Origin of the sequence: Providencia sp. PROV208 (assembly GCF_028479465.1) — a bacterium.
In the GTDB taxonomy this organism is placed as follows: domain Bacteria; phylum Pseudomonadota; class Gammaproteobacteria; order Enterobacterales; family Enterobacteriaceae; genus Providencia; species Providencia alcalifaciens.
Genome location: NZ_JAMPNS010000020.1, coordinates 44,545 through 60,132 on the forward strand (window position 1 = coordinate 44,545; position 15,588 = coordinate 60,132).

Consider the following 15,588-nt stretch of genomic DNA (forward strand, 5'->3'; position numbering starts at 1 on the left):
TTCTTCACTCTTTCGTCCAGCAGGTCTGTGTATGAGCAATAAAACTGTCACTCAACTCAATGAAACAGGCACCGAACAACAAGGAAAATGGGCCGATTTACTCAGCGGTACCAATGCATTATTAACCATTGCTCTCACGGGTGGCGTTGCATTACATGCCATTAATATTTATATCGTCACCACTATCCTACCAAGCGTCGTCAACGATATTGGTGGTCTTGAATACTATGCATGGAACACCACGTTATTTGTGGCGACTTCCATTATTGGCTCAGCCTTATCCAGTAAAGTTCTGGACAGTTTGGGACCTAAATGGGCTTATCTCTTTGCCCTAGCGCTATTTTCCTTCGGTTCTATTTGGTGTGCATTATCACCTTCAATGCTGACATTATTAGGGGGGCGCGCCTTGCAAGGACTGGGCGGTGGAATGTTGTTCGCACTTAGCTATGCGCTGATCCGGATTGTCTTTACGCCAAACTTGTGGTCTCGTGCCATGGGGGTCATTTCCGGTATGTGGGGGATCGCGACACTTTGTGGTCCCGCCATTGGCGGAATTTTCGCGCAGGGCGGTCATTGGCGCTGGGCTTTTTGGGCTTTACTGCCCGTCGCTGTTTTACTGGCAATCATTGTTATCAATCAACTACCTAGAAAAAAAAATCAACAACCACAGTCAAATAAAATTCCAGTTTTAGCTATTTCACTCTTGGTTATTTCCGTGCTTGCCATCTCAATCGGTAGCTTATCAGAAAGCTTACTCAGCAATCTTGTTGGCTTACTCATCGGTATTGCCTTGCTTATCACCATTGCGTTCATTGATGGAAAAAATGGAAAGCGTTTACTCCCTACAGGAGCTTACTCCCTGAAAACTCAACTTGGGATGATCTTCCTGACGATGTGCCTGCTAGTGGGAGGAATGACCACAGAAATTTATGTGCCTTATTTCTTGCAAACCATTCACCAGTTTTCGCCTTTGATGGCGGGGTATTTAACCGCAGTCATGGCGGCGGGTTGGACGGTGGGCGCACTACTGAGCGCCAATAAAACGGGCGCTATTGTCCCGCGTATTCTCAAGATGGGTCCGGTCATCATATTTATATCATTGGTTATTTTATCGATACTGACACCCAATTTAGCATTAGTGGACTCTATGCTGCTGTTTGCTCTCTATTTACTCGCCATGATGGGGGTTGGTTTAGGCATTGGCGTATGTTGGCCACATTTGGTACTGCGGGTATTTAAGGCTGCGCCAAAAGGAGAAGAAAACCTCGCCTCTTCCTCTGTTATCACTATTCAATTATATGCGACCGCATTATCCGCAGCATTAGTGGGTGTGGTGGTCAACAATAGCGGGTTGATTAGCCCTGGAGGGTTAGTCGGAGCTCAACAAGCATCTGTATGGCTATTTGCTCTGTTTGCTATTAGCCCATTCTTGGCAGCAATTTTAATTCGCAAAGTTAAATAATTAAGTCGCTGAAGGATACTCAAACGTGAGTATCCTTTTCTTATATTAACTATTTTTTAAATAAAAATAATGGATTAGATATCATTCTATTAAGATGCTTATTGGTTTTGATTTCGATAAGCGACAAACATTCAGGACCATGCAGTACTTTTTGTTGATTCAAGCATGTTTGTTTAAATGCTGGTTCAAACAGATTTAACCGCACATACTTCTCGTGTAATTCAGGGTGCTCTTCCTGATATTCATGAATATTATCCGCAACCAATCGCCAGAAATCATCCTCATCTAAGCATTGGTTTTTATCTAAAATAACAGCCATATAGCGGAAGAAATAGTCGAATGATTCCGTCCAAAAGTGTTCAATTTTCTCACTGTCTAACATAGTGTAAGCGCGTTCAACTAGTGCCTCAGGTAACTCACCTTCATGGTTTAAAATACCGACCTCTTCCGCAATGTCCTTCATGAAAATGCCGGCAGGTTTGTCCTCTTCAATAATCAAAATAACGTTTTCACCATGAGGCATAAATACAACATCGTAAGCGTAGAAGAGATGCAATAGCGGCGATAAATAGCGTTTTAAATACTCACGTATCCATTCTCGCCCAGACAGACCGGATGCTTTGATTAATTCAATAAGGAAAGATGTACCGTGGTTATCAATATGGAGTAATGACGCCATGGTCATTAATCGCTGATTTTTATCGATTTTATCATATGGATTTTCTCGCCACAGTGCGGACAACATATGTTTTTGAGGTGATTCCTCAGTGATGACCCTTTCAAACAAAGTGTCACGGTATCCTATTGCGGCAACTTCTTTCAGTAGTTTGAAATTTTTATCAATCAAATAAGCATCTTGTGAAAATATGTTATCGAGACTTTCATTAACTGCCGGTGCCGTTTTCATTGCATAGGGGGAAAGCCCGCGCATAAATCCGGAATTAAAAATCGAGATGGCTAGCTTGATATAACGCTTATTTGGCTGACTGACATTGAACAGTGTTCGAATCGATTGCTGGGCCTTATAAGAATCAGAACTTATTCCTAAGTAAATAATTTTTTTACGAGCAATATCAGCTGCAAATCGAATTAAGACCTTTTCACGCCACTGCCACTGATGCACTGGCATCCAGTAGTAATCTTCGTTCAACACCTCATTCTGTTGAAGTACTTCATTGAAATGACTAATTTCCTCTTTAGAGAGCTCTGAATGGATTAAATCTTGGTAATTTAATGAGGAAATTGCACTGAACGTAGCTTTCTCTTTATAAACCGCAATCCACACAACATGTTGTTGAGCGCCACATTCTGGGGAATATTTAAGAGAATCAATGAAATCAAACCCATTGCACCCTTTATTGGCGACTAAAACGGGATGCCCTTCATCCATCGTAGATTCTATTAATTGATAATCGGCATGTATTAGTGCTTCGGCGTTAAGGCGATCCGCAGTTCGCTTATAGGCCCAACTGTTTAATGTCGAGATCATTTCATCAACATGTATGGGTAGTAGCGATTTATCTACCTCTAAAAACTCAAATAATTCAATGAACAGTTCTAAGGCATCAATAGGAACTTCTTGTTCTTGTTTATATTTTTTAATGGAATCGAGACAAATATCTAAATGCTCTAAGAGATACTTCTTCGCTTTGAAATGATAGCGAACCTGTTGGCTATCAATCTTAAAAACATAATTATCTTCATCGATTAATATCGGTGTGATAATTCTTTCATGGGTAAGCTCCGTTAGGAGCTTCTTTGTCATCATTTTGTTCGCCGCGAGCCAACTTTTTTGAGTCAAGTAATTATCACGGAAAATTAAACTATCACATTGTTCTAATTGCATAAATACCCTCATTTCTCATTCTTACCAGATTGAAAATGCAGAGTAAGTAAAATGCGATAGATAGACCATTTTAAAGGGTGTTAGATATACATACTTATTAGATAATTTTGAAATTAATGAAAAGTGCGCTTTTATTTAGCGCACTTTGTTCTCAATTTTTAGACCATATTATTTAGGCAATATAATTTAGACAACATTGCTTAGGCTGTACGCTTTTGGCGAAAGAAAAACGGCAACACCACAATACTCACCACCAGCACGATTATCGTGGCAATCATGACAGACATAAATGCGCTATCAAATGCCATACTCGCCTGATTTACTAAGAGATTTGCACTATCTTGCGGTAACCCTTCTGCCACAATTAACGCTTCATCGAGGCTATCGTAAGCTTTATCCGCGACAGATAGACTTTCGGGTAATGTTAACTTCGACGTATAAATTGCGGTCATCAACCCCCCCATAAACGTGACGCCCAGTACACTACCTAACTCATAAGCGACTTCCTCAATGGAGGCGGCCATCCCTGCTTTTTCATCTGGCGCATTCAGCATAATAGTGGTGGAAGCCGTGGTAAAAATGGCACCGAGCCCAAAGCCAACGCAAAATAAAAATGACAGTAACACAATGCCTGTAGAGGATTTGAACACCCACGTTAACCCTGCAACACCAATTAGCGTACAAGTGAATCCCAAAATCATCATCAATTTGGCACCGACTTTATGCAAATACATACCCGCTAAAGGCGCAGCGAGTACCGATGCGATAGGGATCGGAATAATGTACAACGCAGCCTCAAATGGGGTATACCCAAGAACCAACTGCAAGCGCTGGCTCAACAGCAATTCAACCCCCACAATAATAACCACAGACAAAATTGCCATCATAATCCCTGCAAAAAATTGCGGGTCACTGAGCAACTTGAAATCCAGCATGGGTTTTTCGGCGGTTAACTGTCGACGGCTAAAAATGACCAAAAATACAATGCCTACCACAGCCGCTATCAGCAACGTAAACCAATCAATATTCGGTTTACCCAGCTCTTTTAAGGCATAAATTGAGCCAATCAAGCCCACCAAAATAAATAAAGAGCCTAAATAATCAATAGGTTGATTAGAACTCTTACTACTTTTCGGAATTAAATAGAGTGCAAAAGGGATCACCAACAGAACCACCGGTACGTTGATCAAAAATACAGAGCCCCACCAAAAATGATTAAGCAATATACCACCAACTAGGGGTCCTATAGCCGCACCACCGGATGCCACAGCAGACCAAATACCAATCGCCAGCGCTCGCTCTTTAGGATCTAAAAATACTTGGCGAACAATTGCTAACGTCGCTGGCATACTAATCGCAGCACCGACCGCTAAAAAACCACGAGATAAAATTAAGCTGAATGCTGTTGGTGAAAATGCTGCACACAAAGAGGCAAGTGCAAATAGAGGCAATCCAAGTAGAAACATAAATTTATGCCCTACTTTATCACTTAACATTCCCGCAGCAGGTAAGAGACCTGCCACGACTAACGGATAAGCATTCATAATCCATAATTTTTCAGATGCTGTTGCACCTAAATCATGGGTTAACTTAGGTAACGCGGTATATAGTACGGTGACATCAATGACGATGAGAAATAACACACTCGATACTAATAGGAGGATAATCCAACGTTTATAATCTGTTATCATAAAATCTTCTCAACTTGTTTAATTGATCACCTTGATGGATGATCGTGTTACAATATAATTCCATACGTACGTATTGAAAAGAGGTTTTTTTTAAATGGGACGTCAACGAACGATTGATCGTGAGAAAGTGCTGGAAGCAGCAGAAGAGATTGTTATCAAACAAGGTGCTACTGCACTCACGATTGATGCAGTCGCCAAATCAATGGGGATTTCCAAAGGTGGAGTCCAATACTGCTTTGGTAATAAAGAAGCGTTAATTGATGCGATGTTTGAACGTTGGGGTCACTCTTATGATGAAATTTTTAACCAAAAAATCGCGGAGGATAATTCCCCTGAGGGTCGCGTAATTGCCCACATGAAAGCCACTGCCGATCACGATAAAACCAGTATTGCCAAAGGTGCTGCGTTAATGGCATCACTGCTTCAGACGCCTGAATATTTAGAAAGCACTCGTAAGTGGTATCGAGAACGTATTGCAAACTTAGATTTATCGACTGAAAGGGGTAAACGTGCCCGACTGTTATTTTTAGCCACTGAAGGTGCCTTCACGTTACGCTATTTTGGTTTAATGGATATCGATGACGAAGAATGGCAGGGGATTTTTACCGATATGATCAGCGAATTTAATAAGCCTTAATCGCAAGGCATATATTGCTATATGCCTCTACTTGATTGTTATTTGTTATTTCTTATTTTTTATCGTAAACACTCGGTACAAATACATTTCGTTCGATCATTTTTTCAATTTGCTTGTTCAAAATGGTTTCGCGATAGTGTTTATGATTACCCTGTGGCTCATTCAGATACGTATTTTTTGGGTAGATTGGATTTTCATAAATGAGCTGGGCGCATTCAGTTCGAATATCTTTCAGCCAGTTACTGACCGAAGCATTCGCGCGATGATAGCGCATCGCTTCAATGTCAATCACCCCGTAAACATAGGTTGACCCGTTAGTATCTTCTTGTTTACCAACAATTTTACCTTTATAGTCGACTATCAGTGAACGACCGCCACCACAGTCAATAGGCGCTTGCGTGGTTGGAAACATATACATTGAGCCAATATTAGGCGCGACAACATAGAAGTTATTTTCCAATGCTCGGGCACGGTTGGATATCTCAAACAAATCATTTTCAGTAAATGGTGTCGGTAATGATGCTCGATACACCACTTCAGCTCCATTTAATGCCAGACCTCGACCATTTTCAGGAAAATTTCCTTCCATCGCCATCATGATCCCTAAACGACCAATTTCGGTATCAACAACAGGCCAAAAAGACTGTAATGAGCGTCCATATTTTTTAATCCACTCATCATACAGATCATGAGGAGATGCCGACCGCTCACAGGGCAGTAAAGAGGACATTTTATGGTGTTTCAGAATAATGTTACCTTTCGGGTCAATAATAAACCCGACGTTAAACATAATTCCCGGCCAATCAGGATCACGTGTTTTCGCCTGCGCCATGATGTAAACATTTTGAGATTTCGCTAACTCACCTAACCTATCGGTTTCTGGGCCTGGGATATCAATAGCCCCATCTTTTAAGAATTCCGCAATAGGCAAATCCAGCGCTTCATCATTGAAGCCTTGTAAAGCTCCCTCAGGAAGGACGAGTAACCTCACTGGAAGATCTAATGAAGATAGCCACAGCGCACCATGGGATAGCTCTTCAAGATGGTCGATATTTTTCATAATATCGCTACGGGTTTTTATTCCCCACGTTGTTGGCACTAAACCCACTACACCATATGGCTTTATCATAATAATTCTCCGATTTTATTTTCGAGTTACCTGCATTTTGCATTGTTCAAAAATCAAACTCATCGAATATTATTCATATGTTAATTTTATGTCAAATATATATTAATTTTCATTTTATGGATATTTACGCTTAGTTTTATCACTATTCATAACTAATATTTCAATTGAAAATTTAAGCTATAAACATATTAATAACCTGCTATAAACCCTATTTATTACAAATATAACCTAACGTTACTTTTGTTTTATACAGTTGCAAATCAATTTGTTACGTAATTTTAAATCTTTTTAATTTCTGCATGAAAGTAATATAGGAATACATTTTCATTTATAAAATAAAAGGAGAAATAAATATAAATCTTAAGATTTATTAATATTTAATACAAAAACAAAAAATGCATGAAATATCCGCTTACTGCACTTATTGTACATTTCATTAACATTTCTATTGTGATTTAACTTAAAAAAGTAAAGTGTATTGTCGGCTTTTCAGATTTAAAAAATATACGTACTTGCCATTAAAAAATATCGATCGAATAACGATTAGAGAGTGATTTATGACAATACAAACATCTGAAATTACATCTGTATCCTCAAAACGCACGACCTTTAAAGTCATGCTGGTTTGCTGGCTAAGCATTTTATTTGAAGGTTATGACGTCGGGGTTATGGGTGCGGTTTTACCCACACTCTCTGAATATAAAGAGTGGAATTTAACCCCAATTGAATTAGGCGCCTTGAGCAGTTATACCCTCGTGGGAATGTTCTTTGGTGCTTTTATTATCGGAACGTTAAGCGAGTTATATGGTCGACGACGCATGCTATTAATTTGCGTTACGCTGTTTTCGTCCACCATGTTAGCCACCGCTTTAGCGCCAACACCTTGGTTTTTTGGATTAATGCGATTTATCGGTGGTATCGGTCTTGGGGGGGTTATTCCTGTCGCTGCCGCCCTCACAATAGAATATTCCCCAACCGAAAAAAGATCGTTCAACTATGCCATCATGTACTCGGGCTATTCACTCGGTATTTTATGTGCTGCACTCGTTGCTATCGCTATTCTTAGCCAATTTGGTTGGCGTGGCGTGATGATAGTCGGTGCTTTACCCTTGCTGTTAATCTGGCCGATGTCTCGCCTGTTACCTGAATCTATTGAATACCTCAACAATCGAGGGTTACACGATAAAGCGAAAAAATTGGCTGAAAAGCTTGAAGTTACCTATCACGAACCCGTGAAACACGAAAAACAAGCTTCCCGCAGTTTAAAAGAAGTGGTTGCGATTATCTTTTCCAAAGACTACCTACGAGCAACTTGCTGTTTCTGGGTTGCGCTGTTTTGTGGTGGTTTCATTGTTTACGGGCTCAATACTTGGCTACCCTCCATTATGCGTAAAGAAGGTTACGATCTGGGCTCCAGCTTAACCTTCTTAGTGGTGTTCAGTTTGTCTTCAGCACTAGGTGGGTTATTCCTCGGGAAAGTCGCCGATAAATGCGGCGCTAGAGGAACTGTTGCGTTCTTCTTTATGCTTGGCGCTATGGGTATTGGTTTGATGGTATTTAAACAAAATATCTATATGAACTATTTACTTGTCGGTCTTGCTGGGATTGGCTGCATTTCTGCGCCACTCATCCTAACGGGCTATGTGGCGCATTTCTATCCATCAAGCGTACGGGCTTCTGCAACCGGTTGGACAATGAGTATTTCCCGTGTAGGTGCCATGTCTGGACCGATGTTTGGAGCGTATATTGCCAGCTTGGGTGTCGCAAGTAGTTGGAACTTTGCAGCATTCTCAGCCGTAACCGTCATTGGCGGTATTGCTGTCATGCTACTTCCTAGTAAGCGTCTATAGATAATAGATAAAAAATCCCCTCTACCATTGAGAGGGGATTTTTTCTTCAGTGTTATCTATTCAGGATTATCACCAAAAACGGTTAATTTGCTCACGCAATGCTTCAGCCGTCGCTTTTCCTTTTTCCCCGACCAACGCTCGACCGGCAATAAAGGCTTTCGCTTTGATGCCTTCAAAAAGGTGAATATCTTCTGGCACAATACCGCCTGTTATCGACAATTCGAGACCTAAATCAGAAAGTTGGCGCATTTTGGTAAGATCTTCAGGCCCCCAACCGACTCCGGCTAATTCAGCATCACGGGAACGGTGGTAAATCGCCTGTTTGATCCCTAAATCCACCCAGCGCTGCGCATCGTCTAATGTCCAATTACCATACAGCTCAATTTGAATTTCACGCTTAAATTCATCCGCCACTTTTTTACACGCAGTGATGGTGGCAATATGCGCGGCCGCAGAAACCGTGATCCAATCGGCTCCGGCTTCGAATGCCATTTTGGATAAAATAGCGCCACCATCTGTCGTTTTCATGTCACACACAATAATGTGGGATGGATGATTACGACGCAGCGTCGATACCGCGTTCATTCCTTCGGCAAAAGCTAAAATGGTACCAATTTCAATTACATCAACAAAAGACTCAACGTTATTAGCGACTACCAGCGCATCTTTCAGATTCGTTTGGTCTAATGCAATTTGAATTAAAGGTTTAGTCATTTGATTATCCTAGTGTTTAGATTAATTCGGAGATTTCATACATAGCGGCTTAAGCTAATGCAGCATCAATCACCTGATAAACATCTTCAGCGCTGGTACAGCGGCGAATTTTATCGAGGTCAATCCCCGTTTCGCTCTCCTCATCATCCAACACTTGAGTCACTTCCATTAAACCTTCCATATGCTCATCAGAAGAGCTACCCGCTAAAGTGATCAAGACATCTACAGGTTCACTTTCCCCATCAAATACAATGGGTTCTTTAAGAGTGACTAAAGCAAAAGCTGTTTTTAAGACACCATTTTCAGGGCGAGCATGAGGCAAGGCTAAATTAGGAGCAATACAGATATAAGGACCTAACTCTTTGACGCTGCTAATAATTGCTTCATGGTAGTCCGGTAAAATCGCACCTGATGCAATGAGCATATCGGTGCCAATCTTAATCGCATCCTGCCAATTATCCGCCGAGGCGTGTAACTGAATGGAATTGTTCTCCATTAGAGATTGTTTAAAACCCATGGCATTGCTCTCCTATGGTCATGGACACTCATCACTGAATACCCATGACAAATTTAGTTATTGGATTTATTTCGATTCACTAAAGTTATTATGAATAATTGACAGTAATTCATCGCCGAATGAGTTCGGGTTTAACATGTTCTGAACGCCCAGAATGAATTTGCCTTCCCCTGCATCCATTTCGGATGAGAGATGCTTGGATGAAACAATGATATCGGTGTTCGCCAATTTTGATTTGTAATCCGAGACCGCGCAGGAATCCATAACATGAGGAATGCCCTTACTTTCAAGATATTTGGCAATTTTCATTTTCATCATCATTGATGAACCCTGCCCATTACCACACACGGCGAGGATACTGACAGGTCTAGCACTGCTTGAAATAGGTTGCTGGGTTTGCTCGTTCTCAATATTCTGCGCTACCTGTGGCTCTACCGCCGCAGCCGCTTGAGCATCTTCTTCTGCACGCAATCTTTTCGATGCAAAGTACATATAAACAAATGACAGTCCAATCAACACAAAGAAAAAATATTTTGAGAAAGAGAGACCTTGCATCACAGGAGGGAAAACTAATGCCCAGTCAGCCATTCCCATCCAGCCGCTAAAATCTGTTCCTTGTTGGCTAAATAACGATATCGCCCATGCCGATCCAAAGACCTCAATAATCCCCATCACAAAACAGATTTTCATAACGGCTTTCCAGCCACCAAAATGGTTAGCAAACACCCCTATCGTGGCATTAGAGAAGAACATCGGAATAAAGCCTGGAATAATCATGATCGGAGAGCTTAATCCCAACATGATTAACACCGCAGTAAACTGACCTAATGCCCCCCACATGAAACCAAACACCATTGCATTTGGCGAGAATGCGTAAATTGCGGCGCAGTCAATGGCAAGGACAGCATTAGGAATAACACGCTCAGAAATTCCTTTAAATGCTTCAGACAGCTCGGCGACAAACATCCGCACCCCAGTCACGATGATCTGAATGGCGACTGCGAATTTCAAACCGGTTTCTAAAATATAGATACTCCAATGGGTTTTCCCTGCCATTTCTTGCAGGTTAGTTAATCCAAAGGAAAGGAGGATGATACCGAAGAAAACCGTCATAACAATGGCAGTGGCAGCAATGCTATCATGGAAAATATGCAGCCATTTCGGCAACTTAAGATTATCGACGCTATCATTTTTATCACCGAGCTTATGCGCTATTTTGGTAGCAATCCATGATGCGACTTGTTGCTGGTGACCAATTGAAAACCCAGCTCCACCAGTGACAGATTCCGTTGGCTTAAACATAATATTGGACGAAATGCCCCAATATAGCGCCATCAGAATTGCAGAATAGATAATGGTTTCCCACATACTGGTTCCCAGCACAAAATAGAATACTGCAATCAATCCTGCTTGCTGGAACATGATATGCCCCGTCAGCATAATGGTGCGTATTCCCGTAATACGACGGAACAGAACCAACAGTATGTTAATACCCAATGCAATCAGCACCGTATAACCCACCCATGAATAGTTATCTCCCATGGTTTCCATGGTCGCCATCATTGAGGTATAAGGGTCAATAACTGAGCCGGTAAGGTGATGATACTCTGACATTTTGGCAATGACAGGTTTGAAACTGGAGACTAATGTGTCGGCACCCACTTGCACTAACATAAAGCCGACGATGGTTTTAATGGTTCCTTTTAGGATGGTCGTACCATCTCTCTTTAGAAGCCAGTAGCCAATCAACGTGACTAATCCCAGTAATAACGGGGCTTTTGTCATCACTTGGCTGTAAAAAATATAGAATGAGTCGTACAGAAAATCCATATTTTTACCCCTAAATCAAATTTAGTGTGAATTATTATCTTATTTAAAAGTACATTACCCTGATCACAGACAAGCATTCTCACGCTATAATCAAACAGTTTATCAATTCAATCACTCAAATACATTTTGCAATCATAAGTAATCATTAAGTGCTCATTTATGATTGTTTAAAGTGATACTTTTTGACCAGCAAAAAACCCTACATTTGCTGTGTTGATCACAACAAATATAGTAAAAATTATATTTTACAGTTAGTTATATGTTTTATTTAACATGGGTAATTTTTGAAATTAGTAAGTTGACAATTTTCATTGTGATCATATAGAATCAAATCTAATCATTTTGAATCAAAAGTTGTCATACTGACTATCACCACTCACGACGAAAAATGATTATACAGAAATAAGGCGCGACACATGAATGAGACACAAAGACATCATGAAATTTTGTCTTTATTGAAAGAAAATCAAATCATTAACGTATCTTTCATTACAGAGCATTTTAATATCTCGCCTGCAACCGCCCGTCGAGATATCGCCAAACTGGATGAGCAAGGTAAGCTCAAAAAAATACGTAATGGTGCGGAGCGCATTGAAGAGAAAAAACGCAAATGGTCACCACTGAATATCAACAGTACCGATCATTACGAAGAGAAATCACAGATTGCGGTAAAAGCAGCGGAGCTTTGCCAACCCGGAGATAGCGTTGTTATCAACTGTGGTTCCACCGCATTTTTGCTAGGACAGCAGCTTTGTGGAAAAGGCGTGCAAATTGTGACCAACTATTTCCCGCTAGCCAGCTACTTGATTGAAGAAGAACACGAGGACGTGATTCTGATTGGCGGGCAATATAACCGAACACAAGGTATTTTTCTTAACCCAGCCCTCAGCACATTGATGGGCTATGCCGGAAACTGGATGTTTACCTCAGGGAAAGGGTTAACGGAAGCAGGGCTGTATAAAACAGATATGCTGACTGCCGTTGCTGAGCAACAGATGCTTGATCGCATAGATAAACTGGTTGTCGTTGTGGATAGTTCAAAAGTGGGAAGTCAAACTGGCATGCTTTTTTGCCCCACAAATAAAATTGACTATCTGATCACAGGTAAAAGCGCCGACCCGAAAATTCTCCAAGCCATCAAAGCCCAAGGCACGCAAGTCATCCTTGTATAATTAGACTAACAATCTAATTCAACGAATTAACAAATTTATTCTGTATTTCGCCTTATTTTCATTAATAAGGCGCTAATCCCCTACATTTGAAATTCTGGATAGGAAAGGTGTTGCTATGAGTAAAGTAAATGAAATTACCCGTGAATCTTGGATTTTAAGCACATTCCCTGAATGGGGAACATGGTTGAATGAAGAGATTGAAAAAACCGTTGTAGAGCCAAACACCTTCTCTATGTGGTGGCTAGGCTGTACAGGTATTTGGTTGAAAAGCGCAGGCAACACCAATATTTCCATCGATTTTTGGTGTGGAACTGGCAAAAAGACACAGAAAAATCCGCTGATGAACCAGCAACATCAAATGATGCGAATGGGGGGTGTTGAAGCATTACAGCCTAACCTACGTACCTCAATCTTCCCTCTTGATCCCTTTGCAATTAAAGATGTTGATGCCATTTTGGCATCCCATGATCATGCCGATCATATTGATGTTAACGTCGCTGCGGCGGTACTGCAAAACTGTGGCGATCATGTGAAATTTATCGGCCCACAAGCCTGTGTCAATCTGTGGACTGGCTGGGGTGTACCAGAAGATCGCTGTATTGTGGCAAAAGTCGGTGATGTGATTGAAGTGGGCGACATGAAAATTCGCGTACTGGATTCATTCGACCGAACAGCGCTAGTGACCTTACCAAAAGGTGTTTCGTCCTATGACAAAGCAATTTTAGATGGTATGGATGACCGTGCAGTGAACTATTTAATTGAAACCACAGGCGGTTCGCTCTATCACTCTGGTGACTCTCACTATTCCAACTATTACGCCGCACATGGTAACCGCTACAATATCGATGTTGCACTGCTTTCTTTCGGTGAAAACCCGCGTGGTGTCACTGATAAAATGACCTCATCCGATATTTTACGTGCCGCAGAGTCTTTAGATTGCACCACCGTCATTCCATTCCACCACGATATTTGGGCAAACTTCCAAAATGATCCACGTGAAATTGAAGTGCTGTGGAATATGAAAAAAGAGCGCTTACAATATAAATTTGCACCATTCTTCTGGCAAGTCGGAGGAAAATATACCTACCCTACGGATAAGGGGCGTATGCATTATCAGCATTTCAGAGGCTTCCAAGATATCTTTAAAAACGAACCTGAATTGCCGTATAAAGCCTTCTTGTAAGGTTGATATCGATTAAAAAAACAAAATCCGGTAAGGCGAATTCCTTACCGGATTTTTATTATCTTAATAAAACCGCTAACTTTATGTTAATCACAAAAATAGTGATTAAGGGATCACGCCCAGCAATTTAAACCAAAAATAATCCAGCGGCACCAAGAGGAAAAAGGTCAAAATAAACAAGATAAGGCACAATCTAATCCCATCCATTAACGGGACTTTTCCCATCCCCATCGCTACGACGATCGGAGACGCTTGGTAAGGCAACAATGGTGTTGAATAACCAATCACTTGCACCATAAGAACCGCAATCAGTGGGAAACCGGTAGCATTAGAGAGTGACTCTGCTAATGGGGTATAAAGCGCAGGAACACCATTGGCTGTCACTACAAAATTTAAACCGCTGGTCAGACCCACCAAACTACCAAAATCTATAAATGGGTTATTTGGATCAAGTGGTAGCATCTTCTGTAAGTAAGTACCAACCACCATGCCTACATTGGAATAACTCACTAATGTGGCAAGGCTCAAAATCCCTGCTACATAAATACAAGTGCGGATATTCACGGCTTTCACAAACTCGTCATTGGTGACAAACCCGACTTTCGGCAGTAAACAAAAACACGCGGCCACCAGCCCAACCCACGCAGGAGAAATACCATGAGCGGTATCCGTGATCCAAAATAACAACGTTATCGCTAATACGATGCCGAGCTTTTTCTCATCACGGCTCATCGGCGGTAAGGTTTTCTGCTCAGCTACTGGCTGCAATTTAGCGGGAAATAGGAAATAAATGCACAGAACAACCAACGAACCTTTGATAAGCCCTAAGATCGGCATATGCAGGAACAGATAATTTAAATAGGAAAGTTTAAGGTGATACGTGGTTTCTATTGCCCCCGCCATCACTAAATTAGGCACGTTGGCAGGCAATATTGTTGCCGACAGTTGGAAAGTACCAAAACCCACCGCCAGCGCTAATCCAATGCGTCCTCGGCTACCACTTTGTAACCCAACTTTGTCCGCAATCGCCATGACAATTGGCATTAATAATGCGATTCGCCCCATATTCGACGGCATAATAAATGCCAGTCCATAAGCGAGGATTACCACACCAATAATCAGCTTTAGCCATGAACTCGTGAAACGCCCTGAAATATGTTGAGCGATACGCTCCGCCAGCCCCACTTTATTGATGGCAAACCCGAGAATGAATCCACTCAGTACCAACCAAAATGCTTCTGAGGTAAACCCAGAAAAAATGACATTGGTCGGTGCTAAATGTAAACATGCCGCTGCGGCTAAAAACAGTAATGCAACCAGATATTCTGGTAACTTCCCTGTCGCCCAAAACCCTATTGTGATTGCGATGACAACCGCACTCAACCATTCTATGTCTGCCATCCACGTCGCCTTTATCTTGGTTTTATTATTTTCAATTATTGCTCGAAACTGCATCAAGAAAATTAAGTATACGTGAAATTAATACTCTATAGATGTATATATAACAAACTAAATACCATCGGTTTGTTATAGTTTATAAAGGTGATTTTATATACA

Annotated in this window: 12 protein-coding genes; 5 read left to right on the forward strand and 7 right to left on the reverse strand. The window is 41.2% G+C overall.

The window, feature by feature from the left end:
- Positions 1–31: 31 nt before the first annotated feature.
- On the forward strand, positions 32–1,462 hold the full coding sequence (locus tag PR766_RS15685) for an MFS transporter (protein WP_154635897.1): 1,431 nt from the start codon (positions 32–34) through the stop codon (positions 1,460–1,462).
- Positions 1,463–1,511: 49 nt separating this feature from the next.
- Here PR766_RS15685 and PR766_RS15690 read toward each other — a convergent pair whose 3' ends face one another.
- On the reverse strand, positions 1,512–3,308 hold the full coding sequence (locus PR766_RS15690) for an IucA/IucC family protein (protein WP_006663259.1): 1,797 nt from the start codon (positions 3,306–3,308) through the stop codon (positions 1,512–1,514).
- Positions 3,309–3,508: 200 nt separating this feature from the next.
- The gene (locus PR766_RS15695; RefSeq protein ID WP_006663260.1) at positions 3,509–4,999 is read right to left on the reverse strand and encodes an MFS transporter; all 1,491 of its coding nucleotides are present in this window, start codon (positions 4,997–4,999) and stop codon (positions 3,509–3,511) included.
- A gap of 94 nt (positions 5,000–5,093) precedes the next feature.
- On the opposite strand from PR766_RS15695, the gene PR766_RS15700 reads away from it, so the two are divergent.
- Entirely contained in the window at positions 5,094–5,636 is a 543-nt protein-coding gene (locus PR766_RS15700; RefSeq protein WP_006660634.1) for a TetR/AcrR family transcriptional regulator, read from the forward strand.
- A 52-nt stretch (positions 5,637–5,688) separates the two neighbouring features.
- Here the strand turns inward: PR766_RS15700 and PR766_RS15705 are convergent, their stop codons facing one another.
- Positions 5,689–6,765 carry a nitrilase-related carbon-nitrogen hydrolase gene (locus PR766_RS15705; RefSeq protein WP_006660635.1) on the reverse strand — a complete coding sequence of 359 codons (1,077 nt, stop codon included), beginning with the start codon at positions 6,763–6,765 and terminating at the stop codon, positions 5,689–5,691.
- Positions 6,766–7,322: 557 nt separating this feature from the next.
- Between PR766_RS15705 and PR766_RS15710 the strand changes: the two genes are divergently transcribed.
- A complete protein-coding gene (locus tag PR766_RS15710; protein ID WP_006663261.1) occupies positions 7,323–8,615 on the forward strand; it encodes an MFS transporter in 1,293 nt (430 codons plus the stop codon).
- A gap of 69 nt (positions 8,616–8,684) precedes the next feature.
- On the opposite strand, the gene PR766_RS15715 is transcribed toward PR766_RS15710, so the two are convergent.
- The 3 genes from PR766_RS15715 to PR766_RS15725 all read right to left on the reverse strand — a co-directional run bounded on the left by PR766_RS15715 (position 8,685) and on the right by PR766_RS15725 (position 11,676).
- On the reverse strand, positions 8,685–9,329 hold the full coding sequence (locus PR766_RS15715; protein ID WP_006660637.1) for a 3-keto-L-gulonate-6-phosphate decarboxylase UlaD: 645 nt from the start codon (positions 9,327–9,329) through the stop codon (positions 8,685–8,687).
- A 49-nt stretch (positions 9,330–9,378) separates the two neighbouring features.
- On the reverse strand, positions 9,379–9,846 hold the full coding sequence (locus PR766_RS15720) for a PTS sugar transporter subunit IIA (protein ID WP_006663262.1): 468 nt from the start codon (positions 9,844–9,846) through the stop codon (positions 9,379–9,381).
- 66 nt (positions 9,847–9,912) lie between these two features.
- Complete coding sequence (locus PR766_RS15725) at positions 9,913–11,676, reverse strand: PTS ascorbate-specific subunit IIBC (protein WP_006660639.1); 1,764 nt, start codon at positions 11,674–11,676, stop codon at positions 9,913–9,915.
- A 416-nt stretch (positions 11,677–12,092) separates the two neighbouring features.
- On the opposite strand from PR766_RS15725, the gene ulaR reads away from it, so the two are divergent.
- Together ulaR and ulaG are read left to right on the forward strand one after the other, a co-directional pair.
- A complete protein-coding gene (gene ulaR / locus PR766_RS15730) occupies positions 12,093–12,848 on the forward strand; it encodes an HTH-type transcriptional regulator UlaR (RefSeq protein WP_006660640.1) in 756 nt (251 codons plus the stop codon).
- Between the two features lie 115 nt (positions 12,849–12,963).
- Positions 12,964–14,031, forward strand: a complete 1,068-nt coding sequence (ulaG, locus tag PR766_RS15735) for an L-ascorbate 6-phosphate lactonase (protein WP_006660641.1) — start codon at positions 12,964–12,966, stop codon at positions 14,029–14,031.
- Between the two features lie 105 nt (positions 14,032–14,136).
- Here ulaG and PR766_RS15740 read toward each other — a convergent pair whose 3' ends face one another.
- Positions 14,137–15,432 carry an SLC13 family permease gene (locus PR766_RS15740; RefSeq protein WP_036962464.1) on the reverse strand — a complete coding sequence of 432 codons (1,296 nt, stop codon included), beginning with the start codon at positions 15,430–15,432 and terminating at the stop codon, positions 14,137–14,139.
- Positions 15,433–15,588 lie beyond the last annotated feature (156 nt).

Excerpts from the sequence above, each read along its gene's own strand:
- PR766_RS15715 (WP_006660637.1), bottom strand. The coding sequence starts at position 9,329 with ATGACTAAACCTTTAATTCAAATTGCATTAGACCAAACGAATCTGAAA.
- PR766_RS15720 (WP_006663262.1), bottom strand. The coding sequence starts at position 9,846 with ATGGGTTTTAAACAATCTCTAATGGAGAACAATTCCATTCAGTTACAC.
- PR766_RS15725 (WP_006660639.1), bottom strand. The coding sequence starts at position 11,676 with ATGGATTTTCTGTACGACTCATTCTATATTTTTTACAGCCAAGTGATG.
- PR766_RS15700 (WP_006660634.1), top strand. The coding sequence starts at position 5,094 with ATGGGACGTCAACGAACGATTGATCGTGAGAAAGTGCTGGAAGCAGCA.
- PR766_RS15695 (WP_006663260.1), bottom strand. The coding sequence starts at position 4,999 with ATGATAACAGATTATAAACGTTGGATTATCCTCCTATTAGTATCGAGT.
- ulaG (WP_006660641.1), top strand. The coding sequence starts at position 12,964 with ATGAGTAAAGTAAATGAAATTACCCGTGAATCTTGGATTTTAAGCACA.
- PR766_RS15685 (WP_154635897.1), top strand. The coding sequence starts at position 32 with ATGAGCAATAAAACTGTCACTCAACTCAATGAAACAGGCACCGAACAA.
- PR766_RS15740 (WP_036962464.1), bottom strand. The coding sequence starts at position 15,432 with ATGGCAGACATAGAATGGTTGAGTGCGGTTGTCATCGCAATCACAATA.
- PR766_RS15690 (WP_006663259.1), bottom strand. The coding sequence starts at position 3,308 with ATGCAATTAGAACAATGTGATAGTTTAATTTTCCGTGATAATTACTTG.
- PR766_RS15705 (WP_006660635.1), bottom strand. The coding sequence starts at position 6,765 with ATGATAAAGCCATATGGTGTAGTGGGTTTAGTGCCAACAACGTGGGGA.
- ulaR (WP_006660640.1), top strand. The coding sequence starts at position 12,093 with ATGAATGAGACACAAAGACATCATGAAATTTTGTCTTTATTGAAAGAA.
- PR766_RS15710 (WP_006663261.1), top strand. The coding sequence starts at position 7,323 with ATGACAATACAAACATCTGAAATTACATCTGTATCCTCAAAACGCACG.